The sequence below is a fragment of the Marinobacter sp. M1C genome (assembly GCF_023314135.1).
In the GTDB taxonomy this organism is placed as follows: domain Bacteria; phylum Pseudomonadota; class Gammaproteobacteria; order Pseudomonadales; family Oleiphilaceae; genus Marinobacter.
This window is the reverse complement of record NZ_CP092289.1, coordinates 145,895-167,574: the sequence shown is the minus strand read 5'-3', so window position 1 is coordinate 167,574 and position 21,680 is coordinate 145,895. Positions and strand designations below refer to the sequence as shown.

20 protein-coding genes are annotated in these 21,680 nt (G+C 55.2%); 7 read left to right on the top strand and 13 right to left on the bottom strand.

From position 1 onward, the window contains the following. The gene (locus MIH19_RS00680; RefSeq protein ID WP_249007080.1) at positions 1-1,560 is read right to left on the bottom strand and encodes a formate dehydrogenase beta subunit; all 1,560 of its coding nucleotides are present in this window, start codon (positions 1,558-1,560) and stop codon (positions 1-3) included. Positions 1,561-1,577: 17 nt separating this feature from the next. Then, a complete protein-coding gene (locus MIH19_RS00675) occupies positions 1,578-2,075 on the bottom strand; it encodes a formate dehydrogenase subunit gamma (RefSeq protein ID WP_249007079.1) in 498 nt (165 codons plus the stop codon). Between the two features lie 134 nt (positions 2,076-2,209). On the opposite strand from MIH19_RS00675, the gene MIH19_RS00670 reads away from it, so the two are divergent. Next, positions 2,210-3,286 carry a helix-turn-helix transcriptional regulator gene (locus MIH19_RS00670; protein ID WP_249007078.1) on the top strand — a complete coding sequence of 359 codons (1,077 nt, stop codon included), beginning with the start codon at positions 2,210-2,212 and terminating at the stop codon, positions 3,284-3,286. Positions 3,287-3,312: 26 nt separating this feature from the next. Here MIH19_RS00670 and MIH19_RS00665 read toward each other — a convergent pair whose 3' ends face one another. The 4 genes from MIH19_RS00665 to MIH19_RS00650 all read right to left on the bottom strand — a co-directional run bounded on the left by MIH19_RS00665 (position 3,313) and on the right by MIH19_RS00650 (position 8,453). Beyond that, a complete protein-coding gene (locus MIH19_RS00665; protein WP_249007077.1) occupies positions 3,313-4,977 on the bottom strand; it encodes an OFA family MFS transporter in 1,665 nt (554 codons plus the stop codon). An 802-nt stretch (positions 4,978-5,779) separates the two neighbouring features. Next, the gene (locus tag MIH19_RS00660) at positions 5,780-5,989 is read right to left on the bottom strand and encodes a hypothetical protein (RefSeq protein WP_249007076.1); all 210 of its coding nucleotides are present in this window, start codon (positions 5,987-5,989) and stop codon (positions 5,780-5,782) included. Next, a complete protein-coding gene (locus tag MIH19_RS00655; protein WP_249007075.1) occupies positions 5,983-6,594 on the bottom strand; it encodes a DUF2931 family protein in 612 nt (203 codons plus the stop codon). The genes MIH19_RS00660 and MIH19_RS00655 overlap by 7 nt, the downstream gene beginning before the upstream one ends. Further along, positions 6,591-8,453, bottom strand: coding sequence for a DUF2235 domain-containing protein (locus MIH19_RS00650; protein ID WP_249007074.1), 1,863 nt, complete (start codon positions 8,451-8,453; stop codon positions 6,591-6,593). Before MIH19_RS00650 ends, MIH19_RS00655 begins: the two co-directional genes overlap by 4 nt. A 247-nt stretch (positions 8,454-8,700) precedes the next feature. On the opposite strand from MIH19_RS00650, the gene MIH19_RS00645 reads away from it, so the two are divergent. The 3 genes from MIH19_RS00645 to MIH19_RS00635 all read left to right on the top strand — a co-directional run bounded on the left by MIH19_RS00645 (position 8,701) and on the right by MIH19_RS00635 (position 11,641). Beyond that, positions 8,701-10,467: a potassium/proton antiporter gene (locus MIH19_RS00645; protein ID WP_249007073.1), complete on the top strand. Its 1,767-nt coding sequence runs from the start codon at positions 8,701-8,703 to the stop codon at positions 10,465-10,467. A gap of 65 nt (positions 10,468-10,532) precedes the next feature. Beyond that, on the top strand, positions 10,533-11,096 hold the full coding sequence (locus MIH19_RS00640; protein ID WP_249007072.1) for a L,D-transpeptidase family protein: 564 nt from the start codon (positions 10,533-10,535) through the stop codon (positions 11,094-11,096). 263 nt (positions 11,097-11,359) lie between these two features. Further along, positions 11,360-11,641, top strand: coding sequence for an Lpp/OprI family alanine-zipper lipoprotein (locus MIH19_RS00635; protein WP_249007071.1), 282 nt, complete (start codon positions 11,360-11,362; stop codon positions 11,639-11,641). A gap of 98 nt (positions 11,642-11,739) precedes the next feature. Here the strand turns inward: MIH19_RS00635 and MIH19_RS00630 are convergent, their stop codons facing one another. From MIH19_RS00630 to MIH19_RS00615, 4 genes are all read right to left on the bottom strand, one after another. Then, complete coding sequence (locus MIH19_RS00630; protein WP_249007070.1) at positions 11,740-12,750, bottom strand: L,D-transpeptidase family protein; 1,011 nt, start codon at positions 12,748-12,750, stop codon at positions 11,740-11,742. A 148-nt stretch (positions 12,751-12,898) separates the two neighbouring features. Further along, positions 12,899-13,888, bottom strand: coding sequence for an MFS transporter (locus MIH19_RS00625; RefSeq protein ID WP_249007069.1), 990 nt, complete (start codon positions 13,886-13,888; stop codon positions 12,899-12,901). A 3-nt stretch (positions 13,889-13,891) separates the two neighbouring features. Beyond that, positions 13,892-14,317, bottom strand: a complete 426-nt coding sequence (locus MIH19_RS00620; RefSeq protein ID WP_249007068.1) for a MarR family transcriptional regulator — start codon at positions 14,315-14,317, stop codon at positions 13,892-13,894. A gap of 176 nt (positions 14,318-14,493) precedes the next feature. After that, complete coding sequence (locus MIH19_RS00615) at positions 14,494-15,819, bottom strand: MFS transporter (RefSeq protein WP_249007067.1); 1,326 nt, start codon at positions 15,817-15,819, stop codon at positions 14,494-14,496. A gap of 273 nt (positions 15,820-16,092) precedes the next feature. Between MIH19_RS00615 and MIH19_RS00610 the strand changes: the two genes are divergently transcribed. Both MIH19_RS00610 and MIH19_RS00605 read left to right on the top strand, forming a co-directional pair. Further along, positions 16,093-16,995 (top strand): WYL domain-containing protein, encoded by a 903-nt coding sequence (locus MIH19_RS00610; protein ID WP_249007066.1) that lies wholly within the window; start codon positions 16,093-16,095, stop codon positions 16,993-16,995. A 39-nt stretch (positions 16,996-17,034) separates the two neighbouring features. Next, the gene (locus MIH19_RS00605) at positions 17,035-18,798 is read left to right on the top strand and encodes an ExeM/NucH family extracellular endonuclease (RefSeq protein WP_249018613.1); all 1,764 of its coding nucleotides are present in this window, start codon (positions 17,035-17,037) and stop codon (positions 18,796-18,798) included. A gap of 9 nt (positions 18,799-18,807) precedes the next feature. On the opposite strand, the gene queE is transcribed toward MIH19_RS00605, so the two are convergent. Next, a complete protein-coding gene (queE, locus tag MIH19_RS00600) occupies positions 18,808-19,464 on the bottom strand; it encodes a 7-carboxy-7-deazaguanine synthase (protein WP_249007064.1) in 657 nt (218 codons plus the stop codon). Further along, positions 19,464-20,132 carry a 7-cyano-7-deazaguanine synthase QueC gene (queC, locus tag MIH19_RS00595; protein WP_249007063.1) on the bottom strand — a complete coding sequence of 223 codons (669 nt, stop codon included), beginning with the start codon at positions 20,130-20,132 and terminating at the stop codon, positions 19,464-19,466. Before queC ends, queE begins: the two co-directional genes overlap by 1 nt. A 79-nt stretch (positions 20,133-20,211) precedes the next feature. On the opposite strand from queC, the gene MIH19_RS00590 reads away from it, so the two are divergent. After that, complete coding sequence (locus MIH19_RS00590) at positions 20,212-20,760, top strand: hypothetical protein (RefSeq protein WP_249007062.1); 549 nt, start codon at positions 20,212-20,214, stop codon at positions 20,758-20,760. 18 nt (positions 20,761-20,778) lie between these two features. Here the strand turns inward: MIH19_RS00590 and MIH19_RS00585 are convergent, their stop codons facing one another. After that, on the bottom strand, positions 20,779-21,645 hold the full coding sequence (locus MIH19_RS00585; RefSeq protein ID WP_249007061.1) for a formyltetrahydrofolate deformylase: 867 nt from the start codon (positions 21,643-21,645) through the stop codon (positions 20,779-20,781). Between the last annotated feature and the right edge of the window lie 35 nt (positions 21,646-21,680).

The following is a 21,680-nucleotide window of genomic DNA, read 5'->3' as shown; positions in this document are numbered from 1 at the left end:
TCATGCCTCCACTGGGCGCGGGCGGGCCATCAAGTCTTCGGGAAAGTGTTTCATCACGCTTTGTACCGGGAAGGGCGTCATACCGCCCATGGCACACAGCGAGCCGTCCACCATGGTTTCGCACAGTTCCTGCAGCAACACCAAGTTGTTATCGCGGTTGGTACCGGCACGTATGCGGTCGATCACTTCGACACCGCGCACTGAGCCAATTCGGCAGGGCGTGCACTTGCCACAGGATTCAACGGCACAGAACTCCATGGCAAAACGAGCCTGCTCGCCCATATCCACGGTGTCATCAAATGCTACGACACCGCCGTGGCCAATGCCTGCGCCCAATTTGGCGAAAGCTTCGTAATCCATGGGCGTATCCCACTGATTTTCCGGCAGATACGCCATCAACGGACCGCCTACCTGCACCGCTCTCATGGGCCGGCCGGTAAAAGTACCACCGCCAAAATCTTCCAGCACTTTGCGCAAGCTCACGCCGAAGGCAATCTCAATCAGGCCTCCTTGTTTAATGTTGCCCGCCAGCTGAATGGGCAGAGTGCCCAGGGAGCGACCCATACCGTAGTCTGCGTAAGCTTTGCCGCCGTGAGCCATGATGTAGGGCACGGCGGCCAGAGACAGCACGTTGTTCACCACCGTAGGCTGGCCAAAGAGGCCTTTTATGGCAGGCAGTGGAGGTTTGGAGCGAACCAGCCCGCGCTTGCCTTCCAGGCTTTCCAGCAGCGAGGTTTCTTCGCCGCAAATATAGGCGCCAGCGCCCAAACGAACTTCCAAACGAAAGCTGCGGCCGTTACCGCAGACGTTATCGCCCAAATACCCCAGCATCTCGGCCCTGCGGATGGCTTCGTCCAGCATTTTTTGCGACAGCAGGTATTCCGAGCGCACGTAAATAAAGCCCAGAGTGGCACCCACCGCCAGGCCCGCAATGATCATGCCTTCTATTAGCATGTAAGGGTCGCACTCCATCACCAGACGGTCGGCGAAGGTACCGGAATCGCCTTCATCGGCGTTGCACACCACGTATTTCTGCTGGTTTTGGGGCTCGTCCAGCACGGTCTGCCATTTTATGCCAGCCGGGAAAGCAGCGCCGCCACGACCGCGCAGGCCAGACGCTTTTACTTCATCCACAATCCCTTGGGGGGGCAGTGCGGCGGCTTTTTTCAAACCGACAAAACCACCGTGAGCGATATAGTCTTCAACACAGATCGGGTCGGTAATGCCAATGCGGGCGAAGGTCAGGCGCTGTTGTTGCTGCAAATAAGAGTGCTGGGAAATATCGCCCAGAAACAATGGATGCTCAGGGTTACCGTCAAACAAACCAGCAGCCACCAACTCGTCCACCTGTTCCGGTTCCACCGGACCATAAGCCACGCGGCCATAAGCGGTTTGTACTTCGACCAACGGTTCCAGCCAGAACAGACCACGGGAGCCGTTGCGCACAAGATTAAGCTCAATACTTTTTTGAGCTGCTGCTTGTTGAAGCTTTTGTGCTACGCGATCTGCGCCCAAAGACAAGGCGGTGGTATCGCACGGCACATAAATTGTTGTTGTCATGGAGTTTGCTCCTGCCTTTATTTTAGCTGAAGAACAGACGTTGTGAGGGCGTCTACCAGATGGTCGAATTTCTGCGGTGTTACGCGGCCGATAATGTCATTGTTCACACGGATAGACGGGCCGCAGGCGCAGTTGCCCAGGCAATACACAGGCACAAGAGTGAACTCGTTGTCGGCGGTGGTATCGTGATAGCCCACACTCAGGCGCTCCTGAACATGACGCTCAAGAGCGCGCCCACCGCGAGCCTGGCAGGCTTCGGCACGGCACACCTCCAGCAGATTGCTGCCGGACGGGTGAGTGCGGAAATGGTGGTAAAAAGTGATAACACCGTGAATGTCGGCGCGGGTCTGCTGCAACATTTCCGCAATAATAGGTACAGCACCTTCTGGCACATAGCCAACGCGGTCTTGTATAGCGTGCAGAATGGGTAAAAGCGCACCGGGTTTATGCTGGAGGGCAGCGACTTCCCGACGAATAATCTCAGGGCTCCAATCGCCTGCCACAGGCATGGACATAACCGTCGCCTTTGAGTCGGATACTTCTGACATATGCATAATTGTTCCTACCTGTTTTTGTTCTGGTACAGTAGTCGTTCGCCCAATAGTGCCTAAACTAGCACTCTGCCCCAACCTACGGAATATGAATAAAAGTGCATAACAGAAAGCTGAACATCTCACCCGCCTGGATTTTTCGTACCGCCAACGGCGAATTATTTGAGCCGGTTCTGTTTCGCCTGCTTGAAGGCATTCGCGACACCGGCAAACTCACCTTGGCCGCAACAACCGCGGGAATTTCCTATCGCCACGCATGGAATCTACTCAACCGTGGCGGCCATATTATTGGCCTGCCACTGGTCATCATGCGTAAAGGACAAGGCTCCCAGTTGTCGCCCCTGGGCGAAAAACTGCTGTGGGCAGAACATCGCGTTGGCGCACGCTTAGGACCACAAATAGACAGCATGACGGCTGAACTGAACGACCAGATTCAGCAACTGCTAGCCGACACCAAACCCACACTGCGCCTGCACGCAAGCCACGGTTACGTTGTGACGCTATTACCTGAAGTGGCAGACCAGCTGAACATCAATCTGCAGTACCGCAATCCCGCGGAAGCCCTGTCGGCGCTCAATCGCGGTGAATGCGACATTGCCAGCTTTCACCTGCCTACCTGCCCCCAGCTGGCTCGCCAGGTTCTGACCCACTACCGGGATTTACTCAGCGACGGCAGCCATCGACTGATTCGTTTTGTGACCCGACGCGAAGGCCTGATGCTGCGCAAAGGCGAACATCCGCAGGTGCGCAGCCTGAAAGACTTCAGCGAATCCGGATTGCGCTTTATTAGCCGCGACCTGAATTCCGGTACCCGCATCTTGTTCAATTTGCTACTAGAACAGCAGGGATTGGATGTAAACAACGTTAACCGCAGCGGCCAACAAGAGTTCACGCACACCGCAGTAGCGGCGTTTGTGGCCTCCGGCATGGCCGATGTGGGCTTTGGCCTGCAAGCCGCAGCCGAGCAGTTCGGCCTGAATTTTTTGGAACTGGCCTGCGAACATTACTTGCTGATTTATCGCCCGGATTATTTACCCCGAAGCACGCTAGCACACCTAACCGAACTACTACGTGAACCCGAACTGCTTGCACGCATCGACGGCGTTCCAGGCTACCAGCTCGACCAACCCGGCCAGATTACCGGCTTTGACGAGCTGATCGCTTCAGACCAGTAACCTGGAATACATCCAGGCTTTGCTACTTAAAACAACGCCGCCGCTTTAGCCAGAGCAATGTACAAGCCGATCAGGAACGGAATACCCACCGCCATCCAGGCCAGCACACCGGTAACTCCGAAAGCGCCACGAGCGGCGGTTTGGGCGTGAGATGACACACCGCTGTCGCGCTGCAACCTGCGCTCGCCTTCCAATTCGTCGTCAGTCATGTGCAGTGAATGGTCTACCGGCTTGATCAGGCTGTTACAGATCAGACCCACTACCAACAACCCCGCCATAATGTATAGCGTGCGGTCATACACTAGAGCAGGCTCTATTCCCGCCTCCAGCTGCACCTCGCGAATCAACGCGATAACCACCGGCCCAACAAGCCCTGCTGCCGTCCAGGCGGTTAGCAGCCGGCCATGAATCGCACCCACCATTTGAGTGCCGAAAATATCGGCCAGATACGCGGGTACGGTGGCGAAACCACCGCCATACATACTCAAAATCACGCAAATGGAAATGACGAACATGCCGGCCATACCCAGGTGTCCCCAGGTGGGCAACAGGCAATACATGGCAATGCCGAGAACAAAGAAGATGAGATAGGTGTTTTTGCGGCCAAGCTTGTCCGAAAGCGATGCCCAGAACAGGCGACCAACGCTATTGAACAGACTGATCAGGCCAACCAGCCCGGCAGCTGCTGCCACAACGGCTGTTTTCTGCGCGGCAGTGAGCGCCACTGCAGAGTCTTTAATGCCCACAAGGGCGCCGCCGAAAACATCCTGCAGCATGGGGCTGGCCATGGAAATCACCCCAATACCCGCTGTTACGTTCAAAAACAGCACGCTCCAGATCATCCAGAACTGATGGGTTTTCCAGGCTCTACTGAGGTGTACATGGCCGTGAGTGATCATGGCGTTGGCTTGTTTACCCTGGGGTGGTTCCCAACCCGTTGGCTTCCAACCATTGGGTGGCACGCGAAAGCCCAGAGCGCCGGCCATCATCACAAAAAAGTAGATGACGCCCATTACCATCAACGTACTGGCAACACCCTTGCCACCGTCCGCAGAAAAATAGCCCATCAGCCAAACCGCCAATGGAGCACCCACCATGGCACCACCGCCAAAACCCATAATTGCAAAGCCGGTCGCCATGCCGCGGCGGTCGGGGAACCATTTAATCAACGTAGACACCGGAGTGATGTAACCCAAACCCTGGCCAATACCACCCAGCACACCGCAGCCCAGATACAGCAACCACAGTTGATGGGTCATCACACCTACGCCGCCCAGAATCATGCCTCCACCCCAGCATACCGCTGCGATGGCGCCGGCTTTACGCGGGCCTGCGTGTTCCAGCCAGGCACCCCACACCGCGGCCGAAATGCCCAGCATGGCTATAAAAATACCGAAGGTGTAAGTCACATGGCTGACGGCCCAGTTGCAGGACGTGGTTGTCATGGCCTGAAGTATGCCGATATCGGCGCAGGCCACCGGGTCTGCCGTCGTCACCAAATTGGCCATGGGCAGCCAAAACACCGAAAAGCCGTAGGCCATGCCGATGCAAAGGTGAATCGCCAGCGCCGCAGTGGGCACCAGCCAACGATTGAAATTGGGGCCTGCAACCGTGTTCTCACGGTCAAAAAAACCGGGTTTGGAGCGCGCCTCGTCGCCGTTTTGTAAACGGTCCTGTGTTATGCCGTCCATCAATCACCTCTATTTTGTTGTTGTCGTTTTGTTATTTCTCACAGCTTGAAACTGATCACTCAGCACTGAAATATGCACAAGAGAACATATATCACTGACTGATAAGTAAGAGAAGCTGAGTATTAATGTGATTCTTTCGATAGTCAAACAACAAATAGATATTTAACATATGAATTTTTATGCATATATACACCTCTCGGCAACCTCCCTTTAGCGCCCAACAACAACGCCTGCACGCAGTTTGCTACAACGGAGGCGCAAATGATTGAACCCAGCCGGCAAAGCCAGCGACAAACCCGGCGTAACCCTTTTCAACTCTGCTTGTTAACCGTACCGGCTATGGGCAGACTTACAGCAGGCCAACGCGACCCTTGCCTGGCCTTGCTTGTCATTCGGGCATGGGTTCAAGTTCGCCGCCGCCTCTCCCCAGACCTTTCCAGCAGCAAGTGATGATGCCAACCGGCCACCACCAAGCTCGATCACCTGTCGCTTCAAACTGTAATGTCTTGACCCAGGCGTCGTAATGACGTGGGACAGCTACTCGAACGCCGTACGTTACAGGGCGATCCCATTTGGGAGTGCTCGCTATGGAGCAGCCGCCCGACAACGCACTCATAAAAGAGTATCGTTGCAAACATCACGAACCTTTTCATCATTTGAGCCCCCGTTTGGATGTATGTCCCGCACGCCACCGGGTGCGGGTTTGAATGGAAAAAGTGGTCCGGCGGTCTGGTAATGGGCTGAGTGGTGGATGTAGCGTTGGCGAAGTAAGGCTTCTTCAACCGTTAACGTGGCTTCAGGGTTATTGCCCCAGCCAACCTTGATCAATCATCTGCCTGCGCTCCATCAGTACCCTTGCGTACTCATAGCTTTCTTTGGGGTGGTGGCCGAGGAACTTACGGGGCTGGGTTACCTGGACGTGTTCGTGGAAATTCTCGGGGTAGCCACCGCCAAAGTCGGAGTGGGCCCCGAGCAGCACCCACGCGCGCCGGTAGAAAACCATCTTTACCATCGGTCAAGCCGAAGGCCGTGCTCCTTGAGATAGTCGCCATGATCCGATAAATAGCGTTCAGTTCTCTTCTCATAATACTCAGGGTGAGTGTCTATTTTGACTGCTTTATAGCGTCCCACTTCGATGGCGGTTTCAGCTTTACTCATAATCCACATGACAACGGTCCCTCCTGGAGCGAGGCCCAGCACCAGGTTATAGCGAGGAAGATTATACAGCTTGCCAATCTTATGAACCGGTGCAAGTTGCTCCATTCGTTCACGCAACGCTTCCGGGTCAGGTATGTGGATCAGTCTGGCGTAAGACTGCTGTTCGGCAAGTGAAAACCAACTGATGTAAATGTAGTCGGGCATGGGCTCCAATTCGCTACCGTCGCTCCCCAGATCTTTCCAGCAACAATTGGTGATGCCAACCGGCCACCACCAAGCTCGCTCACCTGTCGCCTCAAACTGCAACCGCTTGACCCAAGCATCGTAATGTCGAGGCACACTGACCTTGAGTCGATATTTCACCTGTTTATCCCATTCAGGCTTGCCCGCAAAGGAGCAGCCACTTAACAGTAGGCTCGTGCAGATTACTGTTACAAGCACTACGAGTCTTCTCATCATTTGAGTCCCCTGTTTGGATGGATGTTCCGCATGCCACCGGGTGCGGGTTTGAATGGAAAAAGTGGTCCGGCGGTCTGATAATGGGCCGAGTGATGAATGTAGCGTTGGCGAAGTAAGGCTTCTTCTTTGGGCATTAATTGCAGTGGATGACCTTCGTTGATGTGACGGGTGATCTGGGCAGCTATAGATTGGAGTTCATCCGGCAAGATGATATCCGGATCGGCAGGGTCTACCGGGTCAAGTGGCACACCCGCATCTTTCGCCAACCGATACATTTGCCGCAGGGCTACACGGGAATACTCGGCCTGTACTCGCCGGTCCAGCCAGAGTTGGAACTGCAATTCGACTTCGCCTTCTTTTAGCCTCCGCCGGTAGGCTTCTTCAACCGTTAACGTGGCTTCAGGGTTATTTGGCCCCAGCCAACCTTGATCAATCAGCTGCCTGCGCTCCATCAGTACTGTTGCGTACTCATAGCTTTCTCTGGGGTGGTGGCCGAGGAACTTACGGGACTGGACTACTTTAATGTGTTCGTGGAAATTTTCGGGGTAGCCACCGCCAATGTCGGAGTGCGCCCCGGGCAGTACCCACTCGTTAAAATGACCCGGCAGGCTGCCATCCGGCCCGCGCAGGCTGTTGAGAGAGAAGTTGTAACGCCATTCGTCCCGGGCGGTCAGGTGTACGGCTCTCTGAACCGCGTCGGCGGTGATGTCTACGCGCACCTCACCGTTGTTGGTATTGTGGGCGGAAAAGTCGGCGCCCAGTATATCAACAACGGCGGCAACGGTATCAAACAAGCCCAGAAAGCGAATAGTGACGGTTTTCGGCCAGGCAATGCCCAGCTTTTGAAAAGCCTGGCCCAATACACCGCTGACACCATCTCGCACGTCATTCACGAAATGTCGGGCCGTAGCCGCGCCGCGGCTGAAGCCGAAGACATCCAGAATCAGCTCATCCATTTGAGCTGTTAGTATATTGGAAAGATCAGTCGACAGAAGTTTCACTGCTAACTCAATCTTGGCAAGAACGCCTCGCTCCCCCATACCAGTCCCCATGGCCCAGGCGTCATCCTCTTTACCGGATTTGGTGCCAACGCCCGAGACATACGCGCGAATACGATGATTCTCTACGGTGACCGTGTCGGTGGACAAGGGTTGATAGAGCGTGTGGAGCTTTGCCACATTGGTCTCAGCATTAAGATAGCTCCCCTCCATCAGTTGCGAGATTTCAGCGCTGCAGGTTTCCTCACTGATGGCTCCTGCTGCCTGAGCGGTCAAGCATTCATCTACTTTTCGCTCAAAGGCACCGGTGTTACCGATGCTGTTGCCGGTGCCGTCGAAGAACACGCCGGCTTCAACGGTCACTTTGGCACGCAGGTCAGACCGGCCTTCTGAATAGCGCTTCGAAGCTTCGATTTCTTCCGGGGTCGCACCTTCCAGGCCTTCGTCTACCAGTGCGCCTTTGGCTTTGGCCCACTCAACAAAGCCGAAAGGGTCTTTGTTCAGCGCCTGTTCAGCTTCCGGGGTCAGTTGGCCCTGGCTGTTCAAGGCGCCAGCCTTGGCGAAATCCACCACCGGTGCCGTGAAGGTGGCTACGCCTAATAGGACACGGGGTTTGCCGGTGATGATCTGGCCACCGTGGGAGGTAGGGCTGCCCATGTGGGCAAGGGGGCGGCCGTCCAGCAGGGCCAGTGGATAGCCCTGAACGATCACGGCACCGCAGCCGCAGGCATCGCCCACCCGGGCGATGGGTACGCCATCCACGCTTGCGGTCGCGCCGTTCGCAATAATGGGACTGCTGCCGTGGCCGGGGATGGGGCAAACGTGGGTGTCGCCAACGCAGGCGACCATGAGGTTGCTCATGAGATATTCCTTCCTTGGGTGAACACCGGTTTTACTCCGAAAACCGGCTTGTCTTAAGCCAAAAGCAGCCTATACATTTTTTTGTCAAGATACCATCACCAACCAATGGTTAAAGTTGGGCCCCACTATAAAGCTGGCGTAACCCTTTTCAACTCTGCTTGTTAACCGTACCGGCTATGGGCAGACTTACAGCAGGCCAAGGCGACCCTTGCCTGGCCCTGCTTGCCATTCTTGATGTGGAGTTGTGATGGACCCGATGCTCACCCTGGTGGGTGCCCTGATGCTGGTGATCAGCATTGTTTTAAGCCCGCTATCTAGCCGGGTAGGTATGCCTGTGCTGCTGATTTTTTTGGTGGTCGGCATGATGATGGGCGAAGACGGGCCAGGCGGCATTCGTTTTGATGATTACCAGCTGGCGTTTCTGATCGCCAATCTGGCCCTGGGCGTGATTCTGCTAGACGGTGGTATGCGCACCCGTGCTGAAACCTTCCGTGTTGGTCTGCGCCCCGCTTTGGTATTAGCTACCCTCGGTGTTTTTCTAACCGCTACTGGCGCCGCCGTCGTCGCTTGGTGGGTGTTTGATTTGCATTGGATGCTGGCGCTACTGGTCGGCGCCATTATCTCGTCTACCGACGCTGCAGTGGTGTTCTCGATGCTGCAAGGCAGCGGCGTTCATCTTAACGAGCGTGTCAGCGCCACGTTGGAAATCGAGTCTGGCAGCAACGACCCCATGGCCATTTTCCTGACGTTGCTGATGGTCACGCTGATTGGCAACGCAGGTGAGAACAACGTTGGCCCCGCCCTACGGTTACTGGTGGAACAGTTTGGTATTGGCAGCATTGCCGGATTAATTGGTGGCGTCGCCGTTGTCGCGCTAGCCAATCGGATGCGCCTGGCACCGCCGCTTTACCCACTGCTGGTGGCCGCCGGTGGTATCGCGGTATTTTCAGCCACCAACGCTTTGGGTGGCAGTGGTTTTTTGGCGATTTACCTGACCGGTGTGGTCATTGGCAACCGGCCTGTGCGCATGATGCCGATGATTCTGCAGGTGCACGACGGTCTGGCGTGGCTGGCGCAGCTGTGCCTGTTTCTTATGCTTGGGCTTTTGGTGGCCCCGTCGGAGTTACTGCCTCTGGCGGGCGGAGGCCTGATATTGGCGCTGGCACTCATTTTCGTGATTCGGCCGCTCACCGTAATGGCCACACTCTGGCCATTTGGCTTCAACCGCCGTGAGCTGGGTTTTATCAGCTGGGTGGGTCTGCGCGGTGCGGTGCCTATTGTGCTGGCACTGTTCCCCATTATTGCCGGCCTGCCAGACGCGCAACTGGTGTTCCACGCTGCCTTCTTTATCGTGCTGGTATCATTGCTGGTTCAGGGCACCACCATGGCACCTTTGGCGCGCTGGCTGAAGCTGGAAGTACCCGCCGACAACGCCCCGTTTCGCCGCTTTCCGCTAGACGCTCCGGCCGCCGGCGATCATGAATTAATGCTGTTCCCACTGCGGGGCAAAAACTGGGAACTGCCGCGGCGCCTGGACCAGCTCAAGCTTCCAGATAACACAGCGGTGGCCGGCGTATTCCGAAACCGATTGTGCCTGCAGTCACAAGCCGATCTTGAAGTGATTCAGGGCGACGTTATCGCCGTATTTTCCACGCCAGGCGTTTTACCGGAGCTGAACAAATCTCTCAGCGGTGCCTACACGCCTAGCCACTTGGCCGAACGTGCGTTCTTTGGCGACTTTGTGCTGAACGGCGACGCTCTGCTGGGCGATGTAGAACAGGTTTACGGCATTGAATTTGATGAACTTCCGCCCGACTTGTCACTCGCTGAATGCTTTGCCCAACGGACCAAGGGCCGCCCGGTTATTGGCGACCTGGTTGCTCTGGGGCCGGTTACGCTGGTGGTGCGTTCAATGAACGGCGACACCGTTGCCAAGGTAGGCCTGAAAATGGACGCTCAGCAAAACGCAGCCGAGGCAAAACATAACAACACCAAAGATGACAAAACCCATTAACAACTGCACCTTCAGTCATGATATAAACATTCTAAATTAACATTAATCATTGGTAAGTCGGTTTTATGAATATGGGTCGATTTTTTGTTTTGTGTTCACTGCTGCTGACTTTACTCACACCACAAGTTCTGGCTTCGGATTTGCTGGCGCGAGCAGACACCCGTCTTCCATTTCCGCATTCGTCAGACATCGACCAGCTACCGTCCATCACCAAAGTACTGGTGCAAAAAGGCAAGCGTTCGCTGCAGTTACTCAGTGGTGAGCAGGTTATCCGCCAATATCGAATTTCACTAGGTGACAATCCTCAGGGCCATAAGCTTTACGAGGGCGACAGCCGCACCCCCGAAGGCGAATACTCCCTGGATTGGCGCAACGCAGGCAGTTCATTTTACAAGTCTATTCACATTTCCTACCCCAGCGCCAGAGACCGTGAAATGGCCGAAAACTGGGGCCTGAACCCAGGCGGCAGCATCATGATTCACGGCCTGCCCAACGGCACTGACGACGATTTTGCTTTTGCTTTTTTTGGACTTGATTGGACTGACGGCTGCATTGCCGTCAGCAATCAAGAGATTGATGAAATCTGGCAACTGGTAAACGATGGCACCCCGATTGAAATCCTGCCCTGAGGCCCTTGTTGGAAGGTAAGCTAAGTGCCGGCACTAGAATAGTTTTCTGACATGAAACGCCGTGTAAGATTACGTTGTTGTCATAAGCTTCGGACATTCACCTACGCTTAGTTAACATTTGGTGGCAGACTGATTTACACTATTGATTGCTTCGGTGGTCAATCGCTTATCGGGCCTGTTTTGGCAGGTGGCGAGTTGACGGGATGTCAGCTACATTGATCACCGGACTTCGGGAAATACAACGACTAATAAGGGGATTTGCAATGCGTAAACTGACGATCGCTGGGCTTGCACTGGCAACCGCTCTGACTGCTGGCTGTGCCACTACTGATGACGCCGCTATGATGGAAGCCAATGCTACAGCTAGTTCAGCTGAGCAAACGGCTGAAAATGCAATGAACACTGCCAACAGCGCCGCCAGCTCTGCCCGCTCTGCCAAGCAGACAGCTGATCAAGCTCTGGCTGCTGCCAAAGCTGCTCAAAAATCCGCTGACGAAGCCAACGAGCGCGCCAAACGCATGCTTGACCGAGCCAGCAAGAAGTAAGCTTTGCACTATAAGAAAAAGGCCGGTAACCCCGGCCTTTTTTATGTCCGAATTTTGTATTTTGAACAAATACCCCAGACGCGCGATGGCGCCCGTGCTCAAAAATACAGCTGTTGACCTACGTCTTCCGCGGCCTTTACGGGGTCACCTTTCGCCACCGATGTGGTTTTCTCACCGATCACCGTGGGCAAACCGCTTGCCTGATCAACCGCAATTTCAATGGCCCTGCGTCGCACTTCCACCTCTGGGTGAGTTACCGCCAAACGCTCAAGCTGCTCCAGAGTAGCCAGCCAAAGCTTGTTGCGATCTGCTGCCGAATATTCTTCCCGGGGCCGATGCACCTCCAGCCATACCTGACCGTTGGCAACCCCTACTTTCACCGGCTGGCGTACTATCTGCACCGGTGTACCCTTTGCAATCTGATAAGCAAAACGCGAAATGTCTTCGTTATACATGCGGAAACAACCGTGGCTGACCGCCATGCCAACACCAAACTTTTTATTGGTGCCGTGAATCAAATAGCCTTGCTCACTCAGCATAAGCGCATGGCTACCCAACGGGTTATCTGGCCCCGGCGGAATCATGCGCGGCAAAAAATCACCTTCAGCGGCGTGCTCGGCGCGAATACTCTCCGGCGGATACCAGGCTGGCGAAGTCAGCGCCATGGTCACTTGCGCATTGGTTAACGGTGATGGGTTTTCTTCGGTACCAACGCCCACCGGGTATACCTGAACCCCGTTGCCACTAAAGTAATAAAGGCGATATTCCGCCAGGTTGATCACAATACCTTCGCGCTTCGCATCCGGCATAACATAGTGTCGGGGCAAAGTAATACTGGTGCCTTCGCCGGGCAGCCAGGGGTCTACCCCGGGGTTGGCTTTCACCAGCTCCAAATAACCCAGAGCCTCGGCGCTACCGATACCTGCAAACGTGTCTTCATAGCGAGTTTTAAACACACTCAACTGCCCGGCCACATCGCCCTGAATACTGTAGGTAGCCACTCTTGCTGCCTTATCAGCCGGAAGAGGTTTAGCTGCGCCCTGGGCCAGCAGCAAAGGCGCAAAAGCTGCACTCAGCAACAGTGTCAATAAACGCATTTTCACACCCATAACATTCTACTCGAAGACAGAAATAGACAAAGTTCAGACCCTGAACCCAGCCAGGAGTTCCATTGCGCACAGGCCACAAAAGGAGCCCGGCGGCAGAGCAAGTAGATTACTGGCGCTTCGCTGCAAAAGGCAATCAATACCGGCGCTTTCAGGTGCGCATTTTCCACACTGGAATAATCGCCAACGCCAAAAATACCGCCACCATCCACCAGGCAAACTGAAACGCCTCTACGGTGGGCATGCCGTTTCGATGATCACCGTGTTCGATGGCCAATGCGACCATGTTGACACCGAAGGCCCCTCCAAGCTGTCTGGTAAAGCTGATGGTGCTGGACCCTGCGCCCAGCTCCTCCGGCGCCAAAGGATTCAGCGCACCCATCGACAGTGCCGGCAACATAAAACCTATACCAACTCTGCCCACCGCTGCCCACAAGGCCAGCCAGCCCAAAGGTGTCTCGAAGCCAGACAACGCAAACAGTGTGGCCGACAAGGTAAACGCCAGAATGCCAAAAATAACCAGTTTGCGACTGCTGTGTTTGTCCGCCATGTTGCCGGCAACAGGAAACACAATGCCCAGAACGATGCCCGCAGGCAGCATTAACAAACCGGCCTCGGTGGCGCTGGACCCCAATGCCGTCTGAGCGAATAAAGGAATCAGGTAGGTGGAGCCGAACAACGCCAGGCCCATGCCGTAAATGCCCATGGCTTGGCCGCGTTGATTACGAGGGAAAATTCGGAATACCAAGAACATGGCCATGGGCTGCATCAATCCAGCCATGGCGCCCTGACCGATGCGCGCCGCAATAAGCTGTTCTGGACTTGCGGCAAAGCCTCCCAGCACGGAGATCACGGTGAACAGCGCCATGGCTGTCGCGAGAGTTTTGCGGATACCAAAATGGTCCAGCAACCAGGAGGAGGCCAGCATGGTGGTTGTCATGGCTGCAATAAAACCGGTGGCTAGCCAGTGAATTTGGCCCTGGCGCACCCCAAACTCCAGCATAATGTCATACAGCGCCACGTTCACCACGGTAGCACTCAGCACCGTTGACATGGTGCCGGCCATAACCGTGGCGACGGCAAGCCAACGCCAGCGATAGCCGTAGCGCTGTTGCAGCCCCGCTACCGAATTGTCTGCCACCGTTTACCTTTGCTTGTGCGCGTTTTCCAGAATGGTTCCAAAAACCCGCAGCGTAACTTCAATATCTTCTTCGCTAACGCCTTCCAGCATTTCGTCACGCAGGCGATCTGCGCGAGACGTCATCTCGTCCATAAACGCACGGCCACCGTCGGTCAAATGCAGGCGGCGGGCGCGGCGGTCATTCGGACAAGGGCGGCGCTCAATCAACTCCTGGCCTTCCAGGCTGTCTAACAGACGCACCAGTGTCGGATTTTCAATGGCCATTAAACTGGCCAGTTCGCGCTGGGTTAAACCTTCACCACCCGATTTTAAATAGAACATGGTACTCCACCTCGCCTGGGTAACGCCCAGACCTTTCAACCGTTCGTCGAGCATTTTGCGCCAGCGACGGGTGACACGTGCAATGGTAAACGGAAACTGCTCTCTCATCGGTGATTGCTCCTGAGTTTTTGACAGACTGCCGGCGCCGTGAAAGCCGCAGAGCTGACGATGCCAAAAGCTTACTTTATGAAAAATTCGATAATAGCATGCTAACCGTGCGCTTAAATACAGGTTTGCAATAGTAAGCAATATTTGAAAGCAGGGAAACCACAGCGCCCGCCTTATTAGCGGGCAGGCGCATTCTGGAGGCTGTCTGTCGCTATTGAGCTTCTATCCGGCTCGCCTTTTGCCGCATCCACTACGACCTCTGGCGAATCGGTAAACTCCGCGTTGCGGGGATCCATTTCGGCCAAAACCGTAGACGTTTCAGGCATAGCCGGCACAAATTGCTCCTGATCCTCCACCGCGATGTCCTCGGTGTGGGTAATGCGATAACTGGTCGCCGCAGCCAACACGATCAGCGCAGCGGCGTAACCATAAAACAGGCCCTCTGGGCCCAAAAGCTGTATCAGTTTAGACAGCACCACTGGCCCGATCACGCTGCCAATGCCATAACTGAGCAGCAACGTCGCACTGGCTGCAACAATACGAGAACTTTCCATACGGTCGTTGGTGATCGCCACGGCCACCGGATAAATGCTTGCAGACAGGCCTGTAAATACAGCCACCGCCAGCGTAAGTGCCAGTAACTGATGGCTACCCAGCATAGTGACCAACAACGCAGCAATGGCCGCCAACACCGATATCCAGAACATGATTCGACGTCGGTCAAAGCGATCGCACAAAATGCCGATCGGCCAGGCCAGAAGCATGGCGGCAAGAATAGCGCTGGCCATAAAGTTCGCGGTCTGGCTTACATCCAGGCCCACCAGAGTGGCGTAAACCGGCCCCAATGCGTAAAAACTGCCAATCAGTATGCCGGCCATCACGGCTCCGGCCACGCCGGTGAACGACTCGCGCGCCAACGTAAACACCGAGAGTCTCGGTGAAGGCGCGATTTCTGGCGCCTCCATTCGCGTCATCGCCAGGGGCACCAGGGCCAGCACTAACAAAATCGCAGCCAGGGAGTAAGGCACATAATCTGCGGGATTACCCACATTGATCAATAACTGGCCACCCACAGCCGCCAGCAAATACACCACCTGATACACCGCAAACAGGGTACTGCGATTGGAGTTGGTCGCGCGGCTGGAAAACCAGCTTTCAATGACCACCAGAACGCCAGCCATGCTAAATCCCGAAACCGCTCGCAAAACTGCCCAGAAAACCATGTCAAGGGCCATGGGATACAGCAACGATGCCACCGCAGCGATGGTCGCAAACACCGCAAAGGCTCGAATATGCCCTACCCGCGACACCACTTTTTGCACAAACAAAGTGCCCAGCACAAAGCCAATGGAGTAGCACACCAAAACCGTACCAATGGTATCCGGCGCAACGCCCTCAATGCTCAAGCGGATACCCAGCAACGTCATCAGAAAAGCGTTTCCGCCGTTCAGCAGCACGATGCTAAGAAGCAGCGCAAACAATGAGGCGACCATTCGGGTCATGACAAAACTCCGGAACTACCAGATGAGGGTATAGTGTGATGGCGTTGATCGCAGAAACAGGTATTTTCCGGTCAAACTGCAGTACTTTTCGAGCACCGCCATTAAACCAGCTGACACATCGCTAATGCACTAGGCACTTGCCGCTGCTACTGAGTGTTCTGGCCAGTGCGAACAGGAAATTTTACTATTTTTTACATTAATGCGCCGTAACAGATCCCAGGTTTGTGAAAATGTACCATAATCAACTCACGTACAATTGATGAGTTCATCGTTATGAAAAAAACAGAATGGCCCATCCGTTGGGATTTGTTGGTTCGATATCGCCTGATTGAGGCCGTTGCATTGTGGGAAGGTCGACTGACAACCAACCACATTTGTTATAGTTTCGGTATTGGCCGCCAACAAGCATCCAAAGACATTAACACCTATCTGCGTGAACTGGCGCCTGGTAATTTGGAATACGACCGTCACTTGAAGGGCTACGTGCCAGCCAGCAATTTCAAGCCGGTGGTTACTCGCGGCGAAATCAGCGAATACCAGGATCTGGTGGCCAGCCAACAACAGCTCAGCAGTGTGTTTGCCTCACTGGAGGTGCGGCTACCCGGCAGCCATTCGGTTTCAAGCCCCGGACGGGTGATTGATCCAGCCACCATGCGCGCCGTGGTCAGCGCTATTCGCGGCGGCCGACAACTCCGAGCCAGCTACGTATCTCTCAGCCGCCCGGAGGCTGTTCACAGCGTATTGGAACCGCATACAATGGTCTGCGCAGGCAATCAATGGCACGTTCGTGCCTGGTGTGATGCCAATCGCGAATTCCGCGACTTTGCCATCAGCCGTCTACGCAGCGTTCCTGAACTGCTGCGCCAGAAAGTTCGCCACAGTATTTCCCAAGACAACGACTGGAATCGTCAGCTTACATTGGAAGTGGCGCCAGACCAGCGCCTGTCACAGCCTCAGCAGCTTATTATTGCCAACGATTACGACATGCAACACGGCAAATTAACGGTAACCAGCCGCGCTGCACTGGCGCCCTATATTCTGGCGCAGCTAGGCATTACCATAAACACCCAGCATCCTGACCCACTGGTGCAGCAGCTGGAACTTATCAACCCGGACAGTCTGGGCTTTGGCAGTAAACGCGAGCAGGCACTTAAAACCATCGCCGCCTGTGGTTAAGGTTAAGTTAAGTGCTCGACTGTGCCATAAGTTCCGCGTGTGATCACACGTCCTGAGTCGATTTTTATCCGACTATTCTGCTGTTCAGTGCTGGTATTCCCAGCGCTGGCAGCAGCAAATACCTGTGGACAATCTGCAACAGTCATTACTGAGGTTCAAGGTAATACAGACACCTCGGCGCTGGTGGGTCAAACCGTTACCGTTGAAGGCGTATTAACCCAAGACTCACGCCAGACCGGCGGCTTTTCCGGGTTTTACCTGCAGCAGGCGAATACGCCTGCTGCCTCTACTCGCTCTTCCGCACTGTTTGTTTATACCCGTCATAAAGGGGGCCGTTCTGGCCAACGTCTGCGCGTCACCGGCAAAGTCAAAGAACACTATGGGCTGACAGAGCTGGTTGCAGTGAGTGATTTAAAGGTGTGCGGCACCCACGCACTGCCAGCCCCGGTGGAAATGTCTTTGCCTTGGACAAGAACGCCTGAAAGCCTGGAAAACATGCGCGTCCGCATTAACGACCCACTCAAGATTACCGACAGCTATCAGCTAACGCGCTTTGGTGACGTATCGTTGGCAGCCAAAGACCCCTTGATATCCACCGAGTTCATGGCCCCGGGAGCAGCCGCCCTGCACCACGCAGACCTGGCCTCCCTGAACACCCTGATACTGGATGATGGCCACGCCCGCCGCAACCCGCCTTCACTGAACTGGCTGCCAGCCTACAACGCCGCTCAGCCGGGTTCGGCTGTTTCCAGTCTGGTCGCCGGCACCCAGGTTCGCGGCCTGACTGGCGTATTGGATTATCGCTACGGCGCCTGGCGCTTACAGCCTGACCAGATACCCAGCCTGAAACCGCCTCCGTTACCTGACCCGGCGCCGACAAGGCCAACCGGCTCGAATCTGCGGGTTATGACTCTGAATCTGAATAACCTGTTCAACGGTGATGGCCGCGGCCAAGGTTTTCCAACCAGCCGCGGGGCAGAAACACAGGCCCAGTACCAGCGCCAGCTGCAGCGTTTAAGCTCGGGCCTGAATCAGGCTGGTGCCGATTTGCTCGCGCTGTCTGAACTGGAAAACGATGGCTATGGCAACAACAGCGCCATCGCCCAGTTAGCCGCCAGTCTTGGGCCACACTGGCGCTTTGTAGTGCCGGTTAACTCGGCCATGCAAAAAGACGCCATCCGCAACGGCTTGCTGTACCGCGAAGATCGGGTAAACGCGCTTGGGCCAGCGCAGTATCTGTCGGGCGACGGCGGCCGCCCCGCGTTAACCCAACGCTTTGCCCTGAAGAGCGGCGGCCTGCCGCTCAGACTGGTGAGCGTGCATCTGAAATCAAAATCTTGCCGCAACGCCCGTGGTGAAAACGCACAACAGAGCGATGGCCAGGGTTGCTACAACGCGGTGAGAGTAAAACAGGCAAAAACACTGCACAAGCAGCTGGATCAACTGGGGCAGCTAGACAAAAGAAACGCCTTGGCAGGCACCCTGATCACCGGCGATTTCAACAGCTACAGCAAAGAGCAGCCCATCAGCGAACTGGCCCGCGCCGGCTACACCAGTATGGTCGCGCACTTCCACCCGTGCACGCCGGCGCGCTGTGAACACTACAGCTATCGTTTTAAAGGGGCTCGGGGGTCACTGGATCACGCCTTGGCATCCACGGCGTTAAAGCCGCGGGTGCTGTCGGCAAGGGTGTGGAATATCAACGCAGATCAGCCTCGAATGGCGGATTACCGCAGCCATTCAAGCCCGCAGTCTTGGCGCTCTTCTGACCACAACCCATTGATTACCGATATAAAGCTGTAAAGCCCGCGCTCAATCAATACCGATAATTTTGTGCATTTGCAACGTCAGGCGCCAGCGTGGATTCGCCAGACAGTAATCCGTCGCTTTACGCGTATTACTCAGCTTGATCACATCCGTGCTGGTTTCCGGCACTGACGGCGAGGCCATGGGCGACAAAAAGAAATGATCAGCCTGTATGTGCAAAAAGCGCTCGGGCAGGGCTTTTGGCTGTGGGTACACCAGCTTAAGTTCGTTGCAGCGTTCAATGACCACTGGCGCATCGGCCTTCGGGCTCACGCAGAGCCAGTCGATGCCGGCAGGCGCCGGCAGGGTACCATTGGTTTCAACGCCAATTTCAAATCCGGCCTGGTGCAGGGCACTAATCAATGAAGAGTCTAGCTGCAGCAGCGGCTCGCCGCCCGTGCACACCACATAGGGTTTGCCAGGTGCTACAGGCCACAACCCCGCAACATGCGCTGCCAAAGCCTCAGGCGTAGCAAAAACACCGCCATTCTGGCCGTCGGTACCCACAAAGTCGGTGTCGCAAAAGTCACACACTGCGGTGGCACGGTCTTTTTCCCGGCCCGTCCACAAATTGCATTTGCTGAAACGGCAGAAAACCGCTGCGCGACCGGCCTGGGCACCTTCGCCCTGCAGGGTATAAAACGCTTCTTTTACCCGGTACATCAGTGGTGGGCCTCGTAGGCAACAGGGTCCTGTTGCTGATGTTCGGCAAACGCCTGCAAGCGTTCCACACAGGAACTGCAACGGCCACAGGCTTTGCTACGGCCGTTGTAACAGGTCCAGGTATGGCTGTAATCCAGTTTCAACTGTAAACCGAGGGCCAGAATGTCGCCTTTGGTGAAGTTCATGAACGGAGCTTCCACCGCGACCGGCTGGTAGTTTGCAACTTTACACACTGCGTCCATTTTTTCCACAAACTCAGGACGGCAATCCGGGTAAATCGCGTGGTCGCCGCCGTGAGCGCCGAACCATACGGCGCTGGCTTCTACAGTGACGGCATAGCCGGTGGCCAGTGCCAGCAAGATCATATTGCGATTGGGCACCACGGTAGATTTCATAGAACCTTCCTGGTAATCCCCCTCAGGCACGTCAATGGTTTCAGACGTTAACGCAGAGCCTGCCATTACGTCGCTCATGGCGCGAATATCAATCACTTTGTGTGGTACAGCAAGTCGATGGCAAACCTCTTGGGCACAGTCCAGTTCGCGCACATGGCGCTGGCCGTAGTTGAAAGATATGGCATGAACGTTCAAGCCGTCAGCACGTGCCTTGTGCAATAAGGTGAAGGAATCCATGCCTCCGGAATAAATTACAACCACGGTGTCAGTCATTCAGGCGTCCGTTAGGTGGGCGGTCGATGTGCTTTCATAGGCTTTATTGTAACAGCGTGCCGGCAGGTTGGGTTCGCACATGCACTGGCGGCAAGGTAAACTCATTTACAAATGCATTCCAGCTATAACAGGTGACGTTATAAGTAACCAGATTCCAGCCTTTATCGATTTCGAAGCATCCAGTCTAGATCTTATCGCAAGCTATCCTATTGAGGCTGGCCTGTGCCTGAATGGTAAATACCTGCATAGCTGGCTAATAAAGCCCTGTGAGACCTGGCTGGACTGGTCAGAAAGCGCAGAGCAGATTCACGGCATTGAACGCGATGAACTGACCCAGAACGGCGAAGATGTGGCAACCGTAGCGCGTGCCCTAAATCGCCTGCTGCCGGAACAGGTGTTCTGTGATGCCTTCACTTTCGACAGCTTCTGGCTGCATCGGTTATTTCGCGCGGCCGCCATAGAACCGGAATTTCAGCTGGAATCGGTGTCGGTGCTACTCAACAGCCGGCAGGTTAAGCTATGGCCTGATGCCCGCCAACACGTCATCAGCGAACTGGGTTTACCGGTGCACCGGGCCGAAAACGACGCCCTGATTTTATCGCACACCTGGCAACGACTTAACCGTTAACGTTTTCGCGTCAGCCTCCTAGACAAATATGACCGTCCGCATCCCGTTAAGGAATACGCGCCGCTCAATGTGCAGCTTTACCGCACGGTGCAGCGCAACGCATTCACAGTTGCGCCCGAGGGATTCCAGTTTGACGGGCGTGAGGCTGTGGTCGACGCGTTCTACTATCTGATCGATGATCGGGCCTTCATCTAGGTCCGTCGTAATATAATGGGCCGTCGCGCCAATCACCTTTACCCCTCTTTTGTACGCCTGGTGATAAGGCCGCGCGCCCTTGAAACCAGGCAGGAAAGAGTGGTGGATATTGATGGCCCGCCCTACTAATTGCTCGCACAGCGAGTCTGACAGCACCTGCATGTACCTGGCCAGAATCATGAGTTCGCTTTCGGTTTCATGGACTATTTCCATCAGCCGCGCTTCTTGCTGACTGCGGGACGCGTCCGTAACCGGCAGGAAAAAGTAGGGAATACCGTGTTCCGCCGCTATGGGCGCCAGGTTTTCGTGATTCGAGATGAGGCCCATGACTTCCATGTTGAGCTCGCCAGACCGCCAGCGGTAGAGAATGTCGCGCACACAATGGTCCAGTCGGGATCCAAATATCAGCACTCTGGGCCGATGGTCGGCGTCGGTGATACTCCATTCCATGAAAAACCGGGTAGCGGTCTTCGTGAACGCCTCAATCAGCGCAGCATAGCCGGGATTCGCTGCGGCCTTGATACGAAAACAGGCGCGCGCAAAGAAGTTCTCCTCTTCCACATCGTCAAACTGATTGAACTCTTCGACGTAACCATCCAGGTTGTTGATGAAGGCGGTTATACCGGCCACCTGGCCCTGAGCGCTTGGCCCGGTGGCGGTTAAAATGTAGCGCGCGTCATTCAGGGGCATTTTGTCCTCCCGGGCAGCGCGTTCTGAACGCATAC

Coding starts and splice junctions, on each gene's coding strand:
- MIH19_RS00665 (WP_249007077.1), bottom strand. CDS start 4,977: ATGGACGGCATAACACAGGACCGTTTACAAAACGGCGACGAGGCGCGC.
- MIH19_RS00650 (WP_249007074.1), bottom strand. CDS start 8,453: ATGAGCAACCTCATGGTCGCCTGCGTTGGCGACACCCACGTTTGCCCC.
- MIH19_RS00610 (WP_249007066.1), top strand. CDS start 16,093: ATGAAAAAAACAGAATGGCCCATCCGTTGGGATTTGTTGGTTCGATAT.
- MIH19_RS00630 (WP_249007070.1), bottom strand. CDS start 12,750: ATGGGTGTGAAAATGCGTTTATTGACACTGTTGCTGAGTGCAGCTTTT.
- MIH19_RS00645 (WP_249007073.1), top strand. CDS start 8,701: ATGGACCCGATGCTCACCCTGGTGGGTGCCCTGATGCTGGTGATCAGC.
- MIH19_RS00660 (WP_249007076.1), bottom strand. CDS start 5,989: ATGGTAAAGATGGTTTTCTACCGGCGCGCGTGGGTGCTGCTCGGGGCC.
- MIH19_RS00655 (WP_249007075.1), bottom strand. CDS start 6,594: ATGATGAGAAGACTCGTAGTGCTTGTAACAGTAATCTGCACGAGCCTA.
- MIH19_RS00675 (WP_249007079.1), bottom strand. CDS start 2,075: ATGTCCATGCCTGTGGCAGGCGATTGGAGCCCTGAGATTATTCGTCGG.
- MIH19_RS00635 (WP_249007071.1), top strand. CDS start 11,360: ATGCGTAAACTGACGATCGCTGGGCTTGCACTGGCAACCGCTCTGACT.
- MIH19_RS00680 (WP_249007080.1), bottom strand. CDS start 1,560: ATGACAACAACAATTTATGTGCCGTGCGATACCACCGCCTTGTCTTTG.
- MIH19_RS00620 (WP_249007068.1), bottom strand. CDS start 14,317: ATGAGAGAGCAGTTTCCGTTTACCATTGCACGTGTCACCCGTCGCTGG.
- MIH19_RS00640 (WP_249007072.1), top strand. CDS start 10,533: ATGAATATGGGTCGATTTTTTGTTTTGTGTTCACTGCTGCTGACTTTA.
- MIH19_RS00585 (WP_249007061.1), bottom strand. CDS start 21,645: ATGCCCCTGAATGACGCGCGCTACATTTTAACCGCCACCGGGCCAAGC.
- queC (WP_249007063.1), bottom strand. CDS start 20,132: ATGACTGACACCGTGGTTGTAATTTATTCCGGAGGCATGGATTCCTTC.
- queE (WP_249007064.1), bottom strand. CDS start 19,464: ATGTACCGGGTAAAAGAAGCGTTTTATACCCTGCAGGGCGAAGGTGCC.
- MIH19_RS00615 (WP_249007067.1), bottom strand. CDS start 15,819: ATGACCCGAATGGTCGCCTCATTGTTTGCGCTGCTTCTTAGCATCGTG.
- MIH19_RS00590 (WP_249007062.1), top strand. CDS start 20,212: ATGCACTGGCGGCAAGGTAAACTCATTTACAAATGCATTCCAGCTATA.